The 15,214-nt window shown below is 52.6% G+C and carries 14 protein-coding genes; 9 read left to right on the forward strand and 5 right to left on the reverse strand.

From position 1 onward, the window contains the following. Positions 1-2: 2 nt before the first annotated feature. A complete protein-coding gene (locus tag LCF41_RS07745; protein WP_225087557.1) occupies positions 3-971 on the reverse strand; it encodes a helix-turn-helix transcriptional regulator in 969 nt (322 codons plus the stop codon). Positions 972-1,202: 231 nt separating this feature from the next. On the opposite strand from LCF41_RS07745, the gene LCF41_RS07750 reads away from it, so the two are divergent. Next, a complete protein-coding gene (locus LCF41_RS07750) occupies positions 1,203-3,041 on the forward strand; it encodes an ABC transporter ATP-binding protein (RefSeq protein ID WP_284144950.1) in 1,839 nt (612 codons plus the stop codon). Continuing rightward, a complete protein-coding gene (locus LCF41_RS07755; RefSeq protein ID WP_225088123.1) occupies positions 3,041-4,813 on the forward strand; it encodes an ABC transporter ATP-binding protein in 1,773 nt (590 codons plus the stop codon). Before LCF41_RS07750 ends, LCF41_RS07755 begins: the two co-directional genes overlap by 1 nt. A 14-nt stretch (positions 4,814-4,827) precedes the next feature. Here LCF41_RS07755 and LCF41_RS07760 read toward each other — a convergent pair whose 3' ends face one another. Further along, positions 4,828-5,565, reverse strand: a complete 738-nt coding sequence (locus LCF41_RS07760) for a LuxR family transcriptional regulator (protein ID WP_225087558.1) — start codon at positions 5,563-5,565, stop codon at positions 4,828-4,830. A gap of 335 nt (positions 5,566-5,900) precedes the next feature. On the opposite strand from LCF41_RS07760, the gene LCF41_RS07765 reads away from it, so the two are divergent. The 3 genes from LCF41_RS07765 to LCF41_RS22240 all read left to right on the forward strand — a co-directional run bounded on the left by LCF41_RS07765 (position 5,901) and on the right by LCF41_RS22240 (position 8,225). Continuing rightward, a complete protein-coding gene (locus tag LCF41_RS07765; protein ID WP_225087559.1) occupies positions 5,901-6,191 on the forward strand; it encodes a hypothetical protein in 291 nt (96 codons plus the stop codon). A gap of 392 nt (positions 6,192-6,583) precedes the next feature. Beyond that, on the forward strand, positions 6,584-7,549 hold the full coding sequence (locus LCF41_RS07770; protein WP_225087560.1) for a chemotaxis protein: 966 nt from the start codon (positions 6,584-6,586) through the stop codon (positions 7,547-7,549). A 547-nt stretch (positions 7,550-8,096) separates the two neighbouring features. Then, on the forward strand, positions 8,097-8,225 hold the full coding sequence (locus tag LCF41_RS22240; RefSeq protein WP_263059283.1) for a hypothetical protein: 129 nt from the start codon (positions 8,097-8,099) through the stop codon (positions 8,223-8,225). A gap of 45 nt (positions 8,226-8,270) precedes the next feature. On the opposite strand, the gene yghU is transcribed toward LCF41_RS22240, so the two are convergent. Further along, positions 8,271-9,110, reverse strand: coding sequence for a glutathione-dependent disulfide-bond oxidoreductase (gene yghU / locus LCF41_RS07775; RefSeq protein WP_225087561.1), 840 nt, complete (start codon positions 9,108-9,110; stop codon positions 8,271-8,273). A gap of 162 nt (positions 9,111-9,272) precedes the next feature. Beyond that, positions 9,273-9,884, reverse strand: coding sequence for an NAD(P)-dependent oxidoreductase (locus LCF41_RS07780; protein WP_225087562.1), 612 nt, complete (start codon positions 9,882-9,884; stop codon positions 9,273-9,275). A gap of 102 nt (positions 9,885-9,986) precedes the next feature. Here LCF41_RS07780 and LCF41_RS07785 point away from each other — a divergent pair, with 102 nt between their 5' ends. Beyond that, positions 9,987-10,427 (forward strand): winged helix-turn-helix transcriptional regulator, encoded by a 441-nt coding sequence (locus LCF41_RS07785; RefSeq protein WP_225087563.1) that lies wholly within the window; start codon positions 9,987-9,989, stop codon positions 10,425-10,427. A gap of 134 nt (positions 10,428-10,561) precedes the next feature. Here LCF41_RS07785 and LCF41_RS07790 read toward each other — a convergent pair whose 3' ends face one another. Then, positions 10,562-11,566: a threonine ammonia-lyase gene (locus LCF41_RS07790; RefSeq protein ID WP_225087564.1), complete on the reverse strand. Its 1,005-nt coding sequence runs from the start codon at positions 11,564-11,566 to the stop codon at positions 10,562-10,564. Positions 11,567-11,618: 52 nt separating this feature from the next. Here LCF41_RS07790 and LCF41_RS07795 point away from each other — a divergent pair, with 52 nt between their 5' ends. From LCF41_RS07795 to LCF41_RS07805, 3 genes are all read left to right on the forward strand, one after another. Further along, entirely contained in the window at positions 11,619-11,969 is a 351-nt protein-coding gene (locus LCF41_RS07795) for an ArsR/SmtB family transcription factor (RefSeq protein WP_225087565.1), read from the forward strand. 273 nt (positions 11,970-12,242) lie between these two features. Next, positions 12,243-13,679, forward strand: coding sequence for a glycoside hydrolase family 1 protein (locus LCF41_RS07800; RefSeq protein ID WP_225087566.1), 1,437 nt, complete (start codon positions 12,243-12,245; stop codon positions 13,677-13,679). Between the two features lie 323 nt (positions 13,680-14,002). Continuing rightward, positions 14,003-15,196 (forward strand): IS4 family transposase, encoded by a 1,194-nt coding sequence (locus LCF41_RS07805; protein WP_225085167.1) that lies wholly within the window; start codon positions 14,003-14,005, stop codon positions 15,194-15,196. Positions 15,197-15,214: the final 18 nt, after the last annotated feature.

Below are 15,214 nucleotides of genomic sequence, written 5' to 3' on the forward strand. Positions count from 1 at the left end.
AGCTAAATGTTCAGGCGCTTGAAAGCAGAAGGCGTGACGCCGAACTGCTTTTGGAAGGCGGCACTAAAGTGGCTGGCGTTGGCATAGCCCAGATCGGTGGCGACCACCATGACGGGCGCGCCCGTGACAAACAGCCGACGCCGCGCTTCGTGCATACGTTCGGCCTGAAATAACCCATAGATGCTGTTATTGAAGAGCTGGCGAAATCCGCGTTTCAGCTTTAGTACGCTTAATCCGGTTTCTCTGGAGAGCATGGCGATAGTAGGAGCCTGTGACAGATCCGCCAGCAGCAGATCTTTGGCACGCAGCAGCTTTTGGCGATCGGCCAGGCTGAGCGTGTCCTGCGGGGGAACCGCGTCGGCATGTCCGGCGACGGCGAGACTCACCAGAATCATGCTTTGTCCCAGCAACCACAGCGGCGCATGGCGGTTTTCACCGGCCTGCTGCGGGTGCGTCAGGCTGGACAGCGCGTGGCTTAACACCTGCGCGGTTGCCCGCATTTCGGCATTGCAGTCGCAGCGGGTACAGAGCCGGCCGGAATCCAACTGCTGTTGCAGGTTACCGGTGAGATCCGGCACCCAGTTAGCCAGTAGCTCAGGGCTCAGCGACACCGTGACGCTTTCAAACTGCCCGGAGTAGGATGACGTACCCTGACAGTCTGGGGTATAGCTAATACAACCCGATCCTTGCTTCAGCACGTGTTCCCGTCCACGATCGCCTTTCAGTGCAAATTGCGAATCTCCTTGCAACGAACAGGAAAAATTGATGCGTCCCCAGTCGTCATGCAAATGCATGGTAGTGGGCTGTCGGAACTGTCCGCGCCACACCAGAATATCCAGCCCTTCCTGAAGCGTAGCGCGCAGCAGGCTACAGTCCGCACCGGTATCCGGCCGCATGACGTGCAGTTCAGCGATCAAATTCGAAATGGTGACTTCAGGCTCGCTGGTGGCTTTCAGTGGGGAGGCATTCAATGGACAGACTCCTGAAGAGACGGGTTGCGAACATCGAACGATCCGGTAATTGGACGATCATCGCACCGAAGTTGATGACGGTAACCCGTACCGATTCGGGTAGAAATCGGCTCGAATCGGGTAGATACACAATTGAGAATAGTTATTATTCCTGACTTTATTGCCGCCGTCGAGTTGATTTGCTTGCGTTACGGGTAAGCGACTGTGCGGGAAGGAGAAAAGAGAACAACTATGCCACATTCCGCTGTTGAGGGCGGTTCATCCGCTTCCACGCCGCCTTCTACGCCACATAACCGAGCCTGGCACATTATGCACCCCGTAAGAGGGCAAATTCGTCTGGCGATGTGCCTGTCGGGGCTGTCGGTTCTGGCTGGCATCGCATTTCTGCTTTTTCTGGCGTGGAGTATCCAACAGTTGCTCGTGCAACCCGCGTCATGGCCGCTGTTGACGATGGTCGGAGCGTTGCTGTGCCTGTGCGCCGGCTATCTGCTGCGTCTGCTGGCGTTTAATCAGTCTCACTACGCCGCGTTTCGGCTGGAAAATCAGATTCGCAGCGCGCTGGCGGAACAGCTGGCGCGGATCCCGCTGGGCGAGGTGCAGCGTCTGGGCACCGGTTCGCTGGCGAAGATCGTTCAGGATGATGTCAAAGCGCTTCACTTGTTTGTAGCGGACAGCACGCCTCTCTATGCCCGCGCCTTTGTGGCACCGCTGTGCACGGGAGCGTTACTGTTCTGGCTGGACTGGCGTTTGGCACTGGCCGCCTTGCTCGTGCTGGTCATCGGTGCCGTGGTGCTGAGGCTGGCGATGCGCAATGCCGGTGAGATGAACCAGCGCTATAACCACGCGCGGGAAGAAGTCAGTACCGCCGTGATCGAATTTGTGCAGGCGATGCCGGTGGTGCGCACCTTCGATACCGGCGCGTCAACGTTTGGGCGCTACCAGCAGGCGCTGGAAAATTATCTGGACGTGCTTACGCGCTGGTATCAGCAGGCGGGGTTCTCGGCACGTTTCTCCTTCGCGGTGCTTAACCCGCTTCCCACGCTGCTGGTGCTGTGCTGGGTGGCGTACGGTTTCTATTGCGCCGGCGAGCTGGACTTCAGCCTGTGGGTCGCGGTGCTGCTGCTCGGTAATGGCATGGCAGAAGCCGTTATGCCGATGATGGCGCTGAACCATATGGTAGCGAAAACCCGATTGAGTATCAGCCGGATTCAGGACGTGCTGGCGCTATCGCCGCTGCCGGAAACGGAAAGCGATGCTTTGCCTGCCGATACCAGCGTGAGCTTTGAACAGGTGAGTTTCCGCTACGACCAGCACGCGAGTGACTGGGTACTGGAGGACGTTAGTTTTCAGGTGCCAGCCGGATCGGTTACGGCGCTGGTAGGGGCATCTGGCGCAGGGAAAACCTCCGTGGCACGGCTCATTCCCCGCTTTTGGGATGTGACGGCCGGACGCATTTTGATTGGCGGCGTTGATATCCGGCAGATGAAAACCGACACGCTCATGCAGCAGGTGTCGTTTGTTTTTCAGGAATCCTTCCTGTTTGCGGACACCATCGCTAATAACATCCGGCTCGGCTTGCCGGAAAAAAGCATGGAAGAGGTGATTGCCGCCGCGACGGCGGCACAGGCGCACGATTTTATCATGGCGTTGCCGCAGGGTTACGACACGCTGGCGGGTGAGCGCGGCCAGTTCCTGTCCGGCGGACAGCGCCAGCGTATCGCCATCGCGCGGGCGCTGTTGCACAACCGGCCGATTCTGGTGCTGGACGAACCGACGGCGTTTGCCGACCCGGAAAACGAGGCAGCGCTGTTGGCGGCGCTTGGCATCCTGATGCGGGGTAAAACGGTCATCATGGTGGCGCACCGTCTGTCGACGATCCGCGATGCTGACCAGATCGTGGTCTTCGACCGTGGACGGCTGAGCGAATCGGGTCGTCATGACGTGCTGCTAGCGGCGCAAGGTCACTATAGCGAACTGTGGCGACACTATGAGCAGGCGCAGAACTGGGCGCTAGGCAACGCACCGTGCAGCACATCGTCGAGCAACGGGCAGTCAGGAGATCGCGCGTGATGAACAAAAACCATACCGTCATAACGACGCAGTTATCCGCATGGTGGCACACGTATCGTCAATTGGAGCGGGTGACGGGTTCACAATCTCGGCTGTTCCGTCGGTGTTGCTTAAGCCTGCTGGCAGCGGCTGTTGCGCAGGGGTTAGCGCTGGCGTGCCTGTTTCCGCTGCTGTCGGCGTTCACCCACGCGGCGGCTTCCCGCGAGATAGCGATGTGGCTGGTACTGATGACATTTCTTAGCCTGTTGACGCTGGCGCTGCGCTGGTATGGCCAAGGGTTTGAATATCGCGGGCAGCTTGCGGCGGCAACCCATGAACTGCGTATGCGTCTGGGAGAACAGCTGCGGAGTATGCCGCTAACCACGCTTCAGTCCGCGCGAGCGGGGGATATCAACGCGCTGCTGCTGGGCAGCGTGGATGAGAACCTGAACTATATGTTGGCGATAATAAACCAACTGCTGTTGGCTATCGTGACGCCCGTTGTGATAGCGCTCGTCATGCTGACGGTGGAGTGGCGATTGGGCGTGAGTCTGTTGCTGATCTTTCCCGCCATCGCGCTGCTGTATCGCTGGCGGCGACCGGCATTTGCGCGCACGATGCAGGCGCTGGCGGAGGCGAATCAGCAAACCAGCGCCGATATTGTGGAATATGTGCAGGGGCTCGCCGTCCTGAGAACCAGCTGTCAGCAGGCTGAACGTACATCGGCGCTGCGCCAGTGTTTTCAGCATCTGCAGCAGATACAAACGTCAGCTCACCGCAGCGGTGCCAAACCCGGTGCGGTGGTTGCCAGCGTCGTGGAGTTAGGTCTTCAGGGCGTACTGATTCTGGGTATCAGCGGCGTTGTGGTGGGCGCGTGGGATATAGCCATCGTCGCCGCGATGATGGTGATTGTGGTTCGCTTCTCTGAACCGCTGGCGACGTTTGTCAGCTATACGGCCGTGCTGGAATTGATTAATACGGCGCTGCGCCGCATTGACGATCTGCTGGCGATTGAACCGCTGCCTGTGCATCGACCTGTCGACGTGCCGCTGACGTATGCGGTTACGTTCGAGCAGGTGAGTTTTCGCTATGCCAATGAGGCTGAGGCGGTGCTTGATGGGGTGAACATCATACTGCCGGAGAAGGGGATGACGGCGTTGGTTGGGCCGTCGGGCTCGGGGAAAACGACGATAACGCGACTGCTCATGCGCCATGCGGATCCGCAACACGGACGCGTGTGTATCGGGGGCGTGGATATTCGCCACATTCCAACGCGTGAAGTAAATCGGCTGATTTCCGTGGTGTTTCAGGATGTCTACCTGTTTGATGATTCAGTGCTGGCAAACATTCGGATGGCGCGTCCGGATGCCAGCGACGCAGAGGTCGAGCGGGCTGCCGAGGCTGCCCAGTGTCTGGATTTTATTCAGCGGCTGCCGCAGGGATGGCAAACACGGCTGGGCGATATTGGCGGCAGATTATCCGGCGGCGAACGGCAGCGTATTTCGATTGCGCGAGCCTTATTGAAGGACGCGCCGATTGTGATTCTGGACGAACCGACGGCGGCGTTGGATACCGAAAGCGAGCTCGCTGTACAGCGGGCGATTGACCGGCTGGTTCAGGACAAGACGGTTATTGTCATTGCCCATCGGCTATCGACAATTGTGGGCGCACATCGAATTCTGGTTGTCGAGAATGGGGGGATTTCCCTGCAGGGAACGCACAGCGAATTATTGCATGCTGAAGGCCGTTATCGCGCGCTGTGGAACGCGCAGCAGTCTATCTCACTAAATTGAAATAGACTGGATGATTATAACGGTTCAGGTTTGATGAGCTGTAATTCTACGCCGAGTCTTATTGCGTGTTTGGCATTCAACACGCCAAGTTTTTTTACCACATTGCCAATATGGAATTTTACGGTGCTGATTTTGATATCCAGAATCAGCGCAATTTCCGGGTAGGTTTTGCCCATGCTGGCCCAGTACAGAATTTCGTTTTCGCGCTGGGAGAAAATCTCTTTGTCGCTTTGTTTTCTGCTCTGATGACTTTGCGTCATCTCTTTGTAAAGCGTGGTGATTTTCTCATGAATGGTAATGAGCAGCATTTGCAGTTTGTCTTTGTTTTCCTCAACAATACTTTCTATATCCGTTGGCGAGTACTCTTCAAACATAATCGATAGCGCTGCCAGATTATTATTGTTGTCATGCAAGACAAAGGTATAGCCATTAACAATATCGTATTCTTTTGACAGATTAAAAATCTTGGAGAACTTCAGCTTAGAGTTAATAACGATGTTGTCTTCCCAGGAGAAAGGCGAGACTTTATTTATCGCCGTCAAAATAACTGGGTCGATATGCTGGTAGTTATTCTCTTTATAGGTACTCACCCATTCCTGCGGGTAATTTGAGATGATCACAACCTGAGAGGGGTTCTTCTTGTTCATGATCATGTAAGCGTATTTCAGGTCGCCATATTGCTTTAACTTTCGGCCGAGATAGCTTTTTATCGTGTTATTGATGATTTCATTATCAGAGCAAAATACAGACATGTAACGGCCTCAATAAAAAGCGAGAAAGTACCCATGATATAGGTGGTGTCATAAAAGTATAGTGCTGACCTATACCTAAGTCTAACTACTGTTACTCCATGATATCACTTATAATTTTTTAATGAACAGGGCAATTTATAAAAAAATTTAAGAAAGTAAATTTTAAAAAAAATTGTTACAAATTGATTTGCCAACCCAGGGAATTACCCATAATTTTGCTCCTGTTCTGTCTACTGAATTTAGGGTGTGTGGCATCAAACCACACGCCCTAAAAACAGCTCTCCCGTCATGCGGAGCTGGTTAGTAAATAATCCGTTTTCGCTTATCAACCTTCGTTGTCTCTTGCTGTTCCTCGTCGTGCTTATGTTGCCTTTCCCTGCGCTTTTGCTTACTGCGATGTTGCCCGATGTAAAGAGGCGGCGATAGCGATTTATCGCATGGTGCTGGCTTCTGATATTGGTTCGCTGCTCTGTGAATCAGGCCCGAAAGAGAATGTCGATAAACTTTTCGCCGAACCTGAAGCTGGACGCCGCGCCCATCACCGCGAATGGATGGCACGATATAGCGTGATAACACGCAGCCTAAGCGACGCAGCATTGAATGGCAGTCACCATGCGTACTTTTAATGCTGAACTGTACCGTATCGTTTTGGTTTTTCTGCTTGTGGTGTCAAGAGCGGCGCGAGGTTTTCTTCTCAGGCAACATTTCTGTCACGATTTGGGATAAGGTGTTGGCAAATTCTGCCGATATTAATGGTTCAGGGAAGGTTATCTGCACCTTAAGGATACTAGCCGACTGTTATACTGAAGAGGGCGGATATCTGCCTACTGCTCCGATGAGTGCCATCGTTGGATGATGAGGTTGACACACTTAAAAATATTTTACGTTTGACGCTGGATAAGATTGAAGAACACGACTATCACGTACAGTGGAGCGGTCGGATGTTGGTTCCTGTTTGCTCACATCTCGAATGTTGCCTTGTTACGGTATACCTATAATGACTCGAACTGAGGAAAGCATGGATAATTTTCAAAAAGAAATCGATGAGAGAACAAACCTCACCTCCGCTAATAAATTTGAACTCTTATTATTCCAACTGGGCAAATCACCAGAAGGTGACAAATCTGAGCTGTTTGGCATCAACGTATTTAAACTGCGTGAAATCGTACCGATGCCGACCTTGACCAAAGCGGCTGGCATGACATCGCCGATGCTGGGTATGGTTAACATTCGTGGGCAAATCATTCCTGTTATCGATCTTCCTGCCGTGGTAGGCAGCAAGCCGGAAACCGGGCTGAACATTCTTCTTATCACCGAGTACGCACGTAGCACGCAGGCGTTTGCTGTGGAATCGGTAGACGATATCGTTCGTCTGGAATGGAGCCAGGTTTTGGCTGCCGAAGCAGGCATCAGTAACACCTACATCACAAGTATTGCGCGTCTTGATACCGACAAGGACAGTAATCGTCTGGCATTGGTGCTGGATGTTGAACAGATTCTGTTTGATATCATTCCCGGTGATCGTGAAACCAAGCTCAAGAACGCAGAAGAGAAAACCTACCCTTACACGCCGGGCGCGATTGCGATTGTGGCGGAAGACTCCAAAGTCGCTCGTTCTCTGCTTGAACAGGGACTTACCCAGATGGGCATTCCGTTTAGCATGCACATCACCGGACAGGAAGCCTGGAACAAGATACGGCAAATTGCGCAAGAAGCGCAGTCGGAAGGCCGACCTATTTCGGACAAAATTTCACTTGTCCTGACCGACCTGGAAATGCCGGAAATGGACGGCTTTACGCTGACCAGAAATATCAAACGTGAAGAATTCCTGAAGAATATCCCGGTGGTGATTCACTCTTCTCTGTCCGGCAGTGCGAACGAAGATCACGTGCGCAATGTGGGGGCGGATGCCTATGTGGCGAAATTCGAGATCAACGAACTGTCATCGGCGATTCAGACCGTGCTGAATAAAGTGCGTCGTTAATCGTTCTGGTGGCCACCGCATTCGGCCTCTGTCTCCTCCTTTACGGGAGAAGACAGAGGCCGATTTTTTATACTACCCAGTTCTTTTCTATACATCATCAATCCCATGCGTCTTTCACACCGACAGCAGCGGATTCGTCCTGGTTACGGTTGATATCCCAACGAATGCACATGTGTCTTCATCCGGACGAGAATGCGCTGTGCTTGATAACTAGATAATGAGTAGTACATATGTACTATTTTTTGTAAAAGAAGAGTCAGAAGGGCAGCAATAATGGGGAGTAAACGGTTTTCCCGCGAGAAAACCGTATGGTTTAGCGGAAGGCGTTATACAGCGCTGAAACCGACTGATAAATCAGATCGCGCGGTAGCGTGCACTCGTGTTTTTCCAGCAGCGCGCGGATGAAACCAGCTAAACATGTCATCGCGAAACAGGGCAATCGCACTTCGCATCACGGCGTTTAACATGTCGTCCAGGCTGTTAAAATGGTAAGTAGTCGACCCTAACGGCACGTGGGCTTCCGTGCGACGACACGTTGCTTCCGCCAGTGATGTTACTCACCGCTTGTACCATCGGCGCACTGCTGAGTGGCTGGTATGCCGCGCGGCAGGCGGACATCAATGTCGCGGAAGACGCGCTGGTGGATAATCGCGTGCTGGAAAGAGAAGGGCGCTGAGGGTAAATCGGGATGCCGCCTGCATGATCGGCAGGCGGCAGACGATTAATCCAGATCGGATGCCTGATGGCGCTCGGCGACCTGCTCTGATTCGTCACCCCAGGTGCGATTGACCTTACGACCGCGAATTACCGCTGGACGGGCTGCAATTTCGTCAGCCCAACGGATCACATGCGTGTATTCGTGTGCGGACAGGAACTCTGCGGCAGAGTACAGTGCGTTTTGTACCAGTCCGCCGTACCACGGCCAAACCGCGATATCGGCAATCGTGTAGCTGTCGCCAGCCAGATAGCGGCTTTCTGCCAGTCGGCGGTTGAGTACATCCAACTGGCGTTTAGTTTCCATCGTGAAACGGTTGATCGGGTATTCAAATTTTTCCGGCGCGTAGGCATAGAAATGGCCGAATCCACCGCCAACGTAAGGGGCGGATCCCATCTGCCAGAAGAGCCAGTTCAGCGTTTCCGTGCGCGTAGCGAGATCCTTCGGCAACAGGGCGCCAAATTTTTCGGCCAGATACACCAAAATGGAACCGGACTCAAACACGCGAACCGGCTTGTCGCCGCTTTGGTCGAGCAACGCCGGTATTTTGGAGTTCGGATTGACGTCAACAAACCCGCTCGAAAACTGATCGCCATCGCCTATCTTAATCAGCCACGCATCGTACTCGGCACCCGAGTGACCCAGCGCCAGCAGTTCTTCCAGCATGATCGTGACTTTCACACCGTTCGGCGTCGCCAGCGAATAAAGTTGAAGCGGATGTTTGCCAACGGGCAGCGCTTTTTCGTGCGTCGGACCGGCTATCGGACGGTTAATATTGGCGAAGGCGCCACCGGAAGAGGCGGGCTGCCAGACTTTGGGCGGTACATAGGTTGGGGACGTAGCCATTGAAAAATTCCTTATGCATGAAAGAGAGCGAGTTAAGGTAACACCATAACAAACTCATGCCGCTCGCTGATACCGTTATGTTCTATGTCTACTACCTATTGATATAACACGAGATCCGCACATGGCTGAGGGGGATGCTCGCTGTGCGGATCGTCGCAGGGTTTAATAACCCACGGTAAAGCGTTGACGGGAATGTGCCGGATTTTCGATTTCATCAACCAGTGCGACAGCGTAGTCCTCAAAGGAAATGCTGCTGCCCTTGTCATTACTGAGCAGCGTGTCTTTGCCGAGACGGAACGTGCCTGTGCGCTGGCCTGGAACAAATTCTGCGGACGGCGAGAGGAAGGACCAGTCAAGATCTTTCTCTTGCTTGAGCAAGTAGAGGAAGGCAGCACCACGGGAGGCTTCAGGGCGGTAAGCATCAGGGAAGCCCGGCTGATCGATTAAACGCTGACCCGGAGCAATTTCCAGACTCCCCGCGCCGCCGACGACCAGATAGCGTTTTACGCCTGCGGTTTTCACGGCAGAAATCAGAATGGCTGGATCGGATGAACCAAATTTAACCGCGCTGATCACCGCATCATGTCCTTTGAATAAGGCGACTAACGCGTCCTTGTCCAGTGCGTCTCCTTGTTTAGCCGTGACGTTCGGCAGTGAGGCAATTTTTTCTGGATGGCGTGCGATGGCGGTGACCGTATGCCCACGGTCCGATAACTCTTTAAGAATGCGTGAACCGGCATCACCTGAAGCGCCAATGAGTGCGATATGTGACATGTAGACTCCTTATTTTCTTGTTTTGGGACTAAGTAACAAAAATAGACTATAGAGAATCTGGATGGTACATTGCCGACTTTTCTCCGACAAGAAGTCACCGGCATGCAACCAGGTCACACTGAAATGACTTATGACACACCCCTCACTGACACGGCTAACCCAAAAAGGTCGTCGGCGGAAAGCCTCGACGATGCCGCGTTTGACCATCCTTGTCCAATCCGTGATGTGCTGGATCGCATCGGCGATCGGTGGAGTCTGTTAATTCTGGAGGCGCTGGCGCAAAAGACGCTGCGTTTTAATGAATTGCATCGCCATATCGACGATATTTCGCGCCAAATGCTGTCGCGCACGCTGAAACGACTCGACGCTGATGGGTTCATACATCGGACGATCTATGCGGAAGTTCCCCCGCGCGTGGAATACACGCTGACGCCACTCGGGCACTCTTTTTTGCAACCCATGCAGCTGTTAATTCAGTGGGCCGATCGGAACCATGCCGAAATTTGTCGCTCTCGCCGCCAGGCCAGACAACGCGATGCCTGAACGAGCATTTGACGCTTAATCCATTGGTCTCTCCAATCTAATGCAAGAACCGGGATGTTGAACTACCGGACGGCTCGCATTACGAATTTATGCTGTAACGCCTCCGCAGGTTACCCAGCAAAGAGGCGCTTGTTCTACCGGTTTACGTCGGCTGTCGCCTCATTAAGCAACGTGAGGTAGCGTGACCCCGAAATGTTCCTGCCGGTGACGACGCAGACGGTTTTGCGCCCGCGAATCTCTTTCGCGTAGCGAATGGCTCCCGCGACGGCAGGCACCCCAGAAGGTTCGACAACATGTCGGTGAAGTTCGAGCATTAACAGCATCGCGGCTTTGATTTCTGCTTCTGATACCGTGAGCACGCGATCGACACGGTCACGAACCAGCGGCCAGGTCATCGTACTGGGTTCTATATAGCCGCTAACGCCCTCGGCGATAGATGGCGCTAGTTCGACGGGAAGCGTGTCACGTGCCTCTTTCCAGCGGGAAAATGTCGGACTGGCTTCACTTTGTATACCCCATACTTCGATAACGGGATTGATTGCTTTGGCTGCTGTTGCAATTCCTGAGGCGAGACCGCCACCACCGATATTCACCAGGATTACCTCCGCATCCATCCAGTCTTCCATGATTTCAAGACCGACTGTGCCACCGCCTGCAATCATATGTGGGTTATCGTAGGCCGAAACGAAGGTGGCACCAGACTGTTGTGCCGTTACTATTGCCGCCTGCCTGGCTTCTTCGATGTCATCAAAGAACATAATACGCGCACCACAGCCTTTCATAGCTGCGACCTTCATCGGGTCTGCCGTGCGTGGCAAAAAGATGGTTACGGGGATACCCGCGACTTGTCCTGCATAGGCGAGCCCTAACCCGTGGTTTCCTGCCGTTGGGGCGATGACGCCAACGCGGCGCTGTTCTGCATCCAGATTGGCAAGAACATTTGCCGCTCCCCGCAGTTTGAAGCTACCGGTCTGTTGGAGGTTTTCCATTTTGAGCCGAATTTCTGCACCGACACGAGCGGATAATTCCTGCGCGTGGTCTAGCGGCGTTCTGCGTATCGTTGTTTTAATCTGCTGAGATGCGGCGTAAATATCTTTCAGCGTTATAGCGTCGGTTGCCCTTTGGTGTTCGCTTGTCATAGTATTTCCCTATCAACTGTATATGTGAATGACTATATAGGTATTTGGCTATATGAACAAGCATGCAGCGACAGCGGCCGATTTACTACGAGCGCTCGGCAACGAGCAGCGGCTCATTATTCTGGAATGGTTGGCCGATCCTCGGGCACATTTCCCAGAACAGCAGGATGGTGATTTAGTTAAGGATGGGGTGTGCGTAGGGTTTATCACTGAGAAAATTGGCTTGAGTCAGCCGACCGTCACCGGCCATCTTCAATATCTATCGAAAGCCGGAATTGTCACATCGAAACGCATCAAGAACTGGGTGTTCTATAAACTTGTCCCTGAGCGTTTAGAGGAGGCAACTGCCGTATTGTCTGAGCTTGCAAAGGTCGCGTCGCGTCAACATAAGGCATCAGAATAGGTCGTTAGCCGTCATCACTTTCCCTGAGACTTAGCTGAGCGAACCCGCGTAGCCCAGTTTGGCAGATGGGTGATGGCAAGGACGACAAGCACGATACCGCCAGACCCGCGCGTAGCGGATATGCAACCGGTTTCTTATTTCTGTTCATGCCCTCTTTTTTCCTCTAGAATTTCTGCCATTCGGGCCGCGCTGAATCAAATCAACATTATGCAGACCCACAACATTAAAGACTCATCATCGATAAATCATCAGCATTGGTAAAGGATAAGTGCCATGAGCGAAAGATTTCCGCACGGCTTTATGTGGGGCGGCGCCACCGCAGCGAATCAGGTTGAAGGGGCCTACAATATCGACGGCAAAGGTCTATCGATTGTGGATGCCATTCCCGGCGGTAAAGCGCGTCTACGCATCGTGGCTTCCGACGCGTTTGACTTCACGCTGGATGAACAGCGCTACACCTATCCTAACCATAAAGGTATCGATCACTATCATCGTTTCCGTGAGGACATTGCGCTGTTTGCCGAGATGGGCTTCAAATGCTATCGCTTCTCGATTGCCTGGACGCGCATCTACCCGAATGGCATTGAGCAACAGCCCAACGAAGCGGGGCTGAGCCACTATGAGCAGGTGATTGATACTTGCATCGCCCACGGCATTGAACCCGTAATTACGATCTCTCACTATGAAATGCCGCTGCATCTGGCCACCGCTTTTGGCGGCTGGAAAAACCGTGAGTTAATCGGCCACTTCGAGCGCTTTGCCCGCACGGTGCTGGAGCGCTTCGGTCACAAAGTGAAATACTGGATGACCTTTAACGAGATCAACAGTGCTGCTCATTTCCCGATCATGAGTCAGGGGCTGACGGTGCAAACCGGCGCGCTGGATCCACAGGCTAAATTTCAGGCGTGGCATAACCAGTTTGTTGCCAGTAGCCTGGCGGTGAAGATTGCCCATGAGACGAACCCGCAGATCCAGATCGGCTGCATGATTCTGTTTGCCACGAATTACGCCTATGACTGTAATCCCGTCAATCAACTGGCGACACTCAAAGAGACTCAGGCCTTTAATTTCTACTGTGCGGACGTGCAGGCTGGCGGGAAATATCCCTACTATGCGAAAAGCCTGTGGCAGTCGCTGGGCGTCACGCTGGATATTCAGCCGGGCGATCTGGAACTGATTAAACAGCACACCGTCGATTACATCGGCTTTAGTTACTACATGTCTTCCACCATCTATAAAACTGACCCTGAGGCGACGGCGGCGCACGGCAACCTGCTGGGCGGGGCGCGCAATCCGTTCCTGGAAGCCAGCGAGTGGGGCTGGGAAATTGATCCGGTGGGGTTGCGCATTGCGCTCAACCAGCTGTATGACCGCTACGAAAAGCCGCTGTTTATCGTAGAAAACGGGTTGGGTGCGGTGGATAAGCCGGATAACAATCACTACATCGCCGATGACTATCGCATCAACTATTTACGCCAGCACATCGAAGCAATGGCCGACGCGATTGCCGACGGCGTCGAACTGATGGGATATACCCCGTGGGGCTGTATCGATCTGGTCAGCATGTCTACCGGTGAGATGAGCAAACGCTACGGCTTTATCTATGTCGATCTGGATGACACGATCGCCGGCAGCGGCAACCGTTATAAGAAAAAATCGTTCCACTGGTATCAGAAAGTGATTGCGACTAACGGTAGCGATATCAGCTAAATGGCTATTTCCCGATGCTGAGGGTATGGGCATCGGGAATGTTTTTGTGTGCTTCATCTATATTTCCCTATCAAAACGACCAAACTGGCCTCAAGCACAGTTTGCATAAGGGCCGCCAGAGTGAGAAGGATAGGTACTACACATAGCTAAATTTTAATAAGATCGATTAGAATTTTCCTAAAAAAATGGATAAAATACCAGCATTCTGCCGTTGAATACCTTCGTCATACCCCACGCTGGGCTGACGAATCCCCAGAAAACAAGACAGGCATAGAGTTTTATGATCTACTGATTTTCGCCAAAAAATTCAATGAGATCACCCTATGCCTGTCCGTAAAGTATGCCAGACTTTTTTCCATAACGCTTTAGCTTCAACGCATCAATACCGACAAAACGCGCTCATTGACTCAACCACTGCGTTGATAAACGGTGCGACGCTTTCGCTCACCAGTATCGGGCGCCATTTGCCCGGTGCGGCTCGTGTGAAAGATAAAATAAAACGGGTTGACCGCCTTTTGGGAAATTCTGCGCTTTATAACGATATTCCGAAAATATTTAATCAGATTACGTCCATGATGACCAAAAACATGCCGTGGTGTGCTATTGCCGTTGACTGGAGTGGCTATCCCTCTCAGGAATTTCATGTCCTGCGTGCCAGCCTTGTCTGTGATGGTCGTGCTATCCCCTTGATAAGCCAGATTGTTCCGTCGAAAAAGCAAAACAATGTTCTGATACAGAATGCCTTTCTTGACGCGCTTGCCAGTGCCATCGCTCCGCAAACGAAAGTCATCATCATCACCGACGCGGGCTTCCAGAGTGAATGGTTTCGGCGTATCAAATCACTGGGGTGGGACTTTATTGGCCGCATCCGGGGAAACGTAAAATTTTGCCTTCATCATGACAAAGAAAACTGGCTGAGCGTGAAAGACTGCAAGGAAACGGCATCTGCGGAATATCTGGGAATAGGTACGCTGGCGCGTTCAAAAAAAGCGCAATGCAACGGATATTTTTATCTTTATAAAAAAACGCCGAAAGGCCGAAAAAGCCAACGTCGCAAAGGGAAACCGAGCCATCCCACAACAGAAAAAGAGCAACGAGCCTCAGCCAAAGAGCCGTGGCTGATATTTACCAGCACAGAGGAATTTAAGCCCCGTGAAATCATGAAGCTCTACAGCAGACGCATGCAGATTGAACAAAACTTTCGGGATGAAAAGAGTGAGAGATTTGGCTTTGGCTTACGCGCCTGTGGAAGCAAAACAGGTGAGCGGCTTTGGGTGCTGAGTCTGCTGGCGACACTGGCATCCATTGTACTCTGGTTATTAGGATATCATTTTGAAAATAAAGGACTTCATCTTCATTATCAAGCGAACAGCCTTAAAAGTCGAAGAGTGATATCGTTTTTGACACTGGCGGAAAATGTACTGCGGCATTCACCGCGAATAATCGGGCGGGTGAAACTGGAGAGTATTTTAGCCCAACTCACCAGCACCTACCGAAGCATGGTGCTGGTTTATTAGCGATGATTTTGTGGGGAT

Origin of the sequence: Pectobacterium colocasium (assembly GCF_020181655.1) — a bacterium.
Taxonomy (GTDB): domain Bacteria; phylum Pseudomonadota; class Gammaproteobacteria; order Enterobacterales; family Enterobacteriaceae; genus Pectobacterium; species Pectobacterium colocasium.

Excerpts from the sequence above, each read along its gene's own strand:
- LCF41_RS07750 (WP_284144950.1), top strand. The coding sequence starts at position 1,203 with ATGCCACATTCCGCTGTTGAGGGCGGTTCATCCGCTTCCACGCCGCCT.
- LCF41_RS07755 (WP_225088123.1), top strand. The coding sequence starts at position 3,041 with ATGAACAAAAACCATACCGTCATAACGACGCAGTTATCCGCATGGTGG.
- LCF41_RS07760 (WP_225087558.1), bottom strand. The coding sequence starts at position 5,565 with ATGTCTGTATTTTGCTCTGATAATGAAATCATCAATAACACGATAAAA.
- LCF41_RS07770 (WP_225087560.1), top strand. The coding sequence starts at position 6,584 with ATGGATAATTTTCAAAAAGAAATCGATGAGAGAACAAACCTCACCTCC.
- yghU (WP_225087561.1), bottom strand. The coding sequence starts at position 9,110 with ATGGCTACGTCCCCAACCTATGTACCGCCCAAAGTCTGGCAGCCCGCC.
- LCF41_RS07780 (WP_225087562.1), bottom strand. The coding sequence starts at position 9,884 with ATGTCACATATCGCACTCATTGGCGCTTCAGGTGATGCCGGTTCACGC.
- LCF41_RS07785 (WP_225087563.1), top strand. The coding sequence starts at position 9,987 with ATGCAACCAGGTCACACTGAAATGACTTATGACACACCCCTCACTGAC.
- LCF41_RS07790 (WP_225087564.1), bottom strand. The coding sequence starts at position 11,566 with ATGACAAGCGAACACCAAAGGGCAACCGACGCTATAACGCTGAAAGAT.
- LCF41_RS07795 (WP_225087565.1), top strand. The coding sequence starts at position 11,619 with ATGAACAAGCATGCAGCGACAGCGGCCGATTTACTACGAGCGCTCGGC.
- LCF41_RS07800 (WP_225087566.1), top strand. The coding sequence starts at position 12,243 with ATGAGCGAAAGATTTCCGCACGGCTTTATGTGGGGCGGCGCCACCGCA.
- LCF41_RS07805 (WP_225085167.1), top strand. The coding sequence starts at position 14,003 with ATGCCTGTCCGTAAAGTATGCCAGACTTTTTTCCATAACGCTTTAGCT.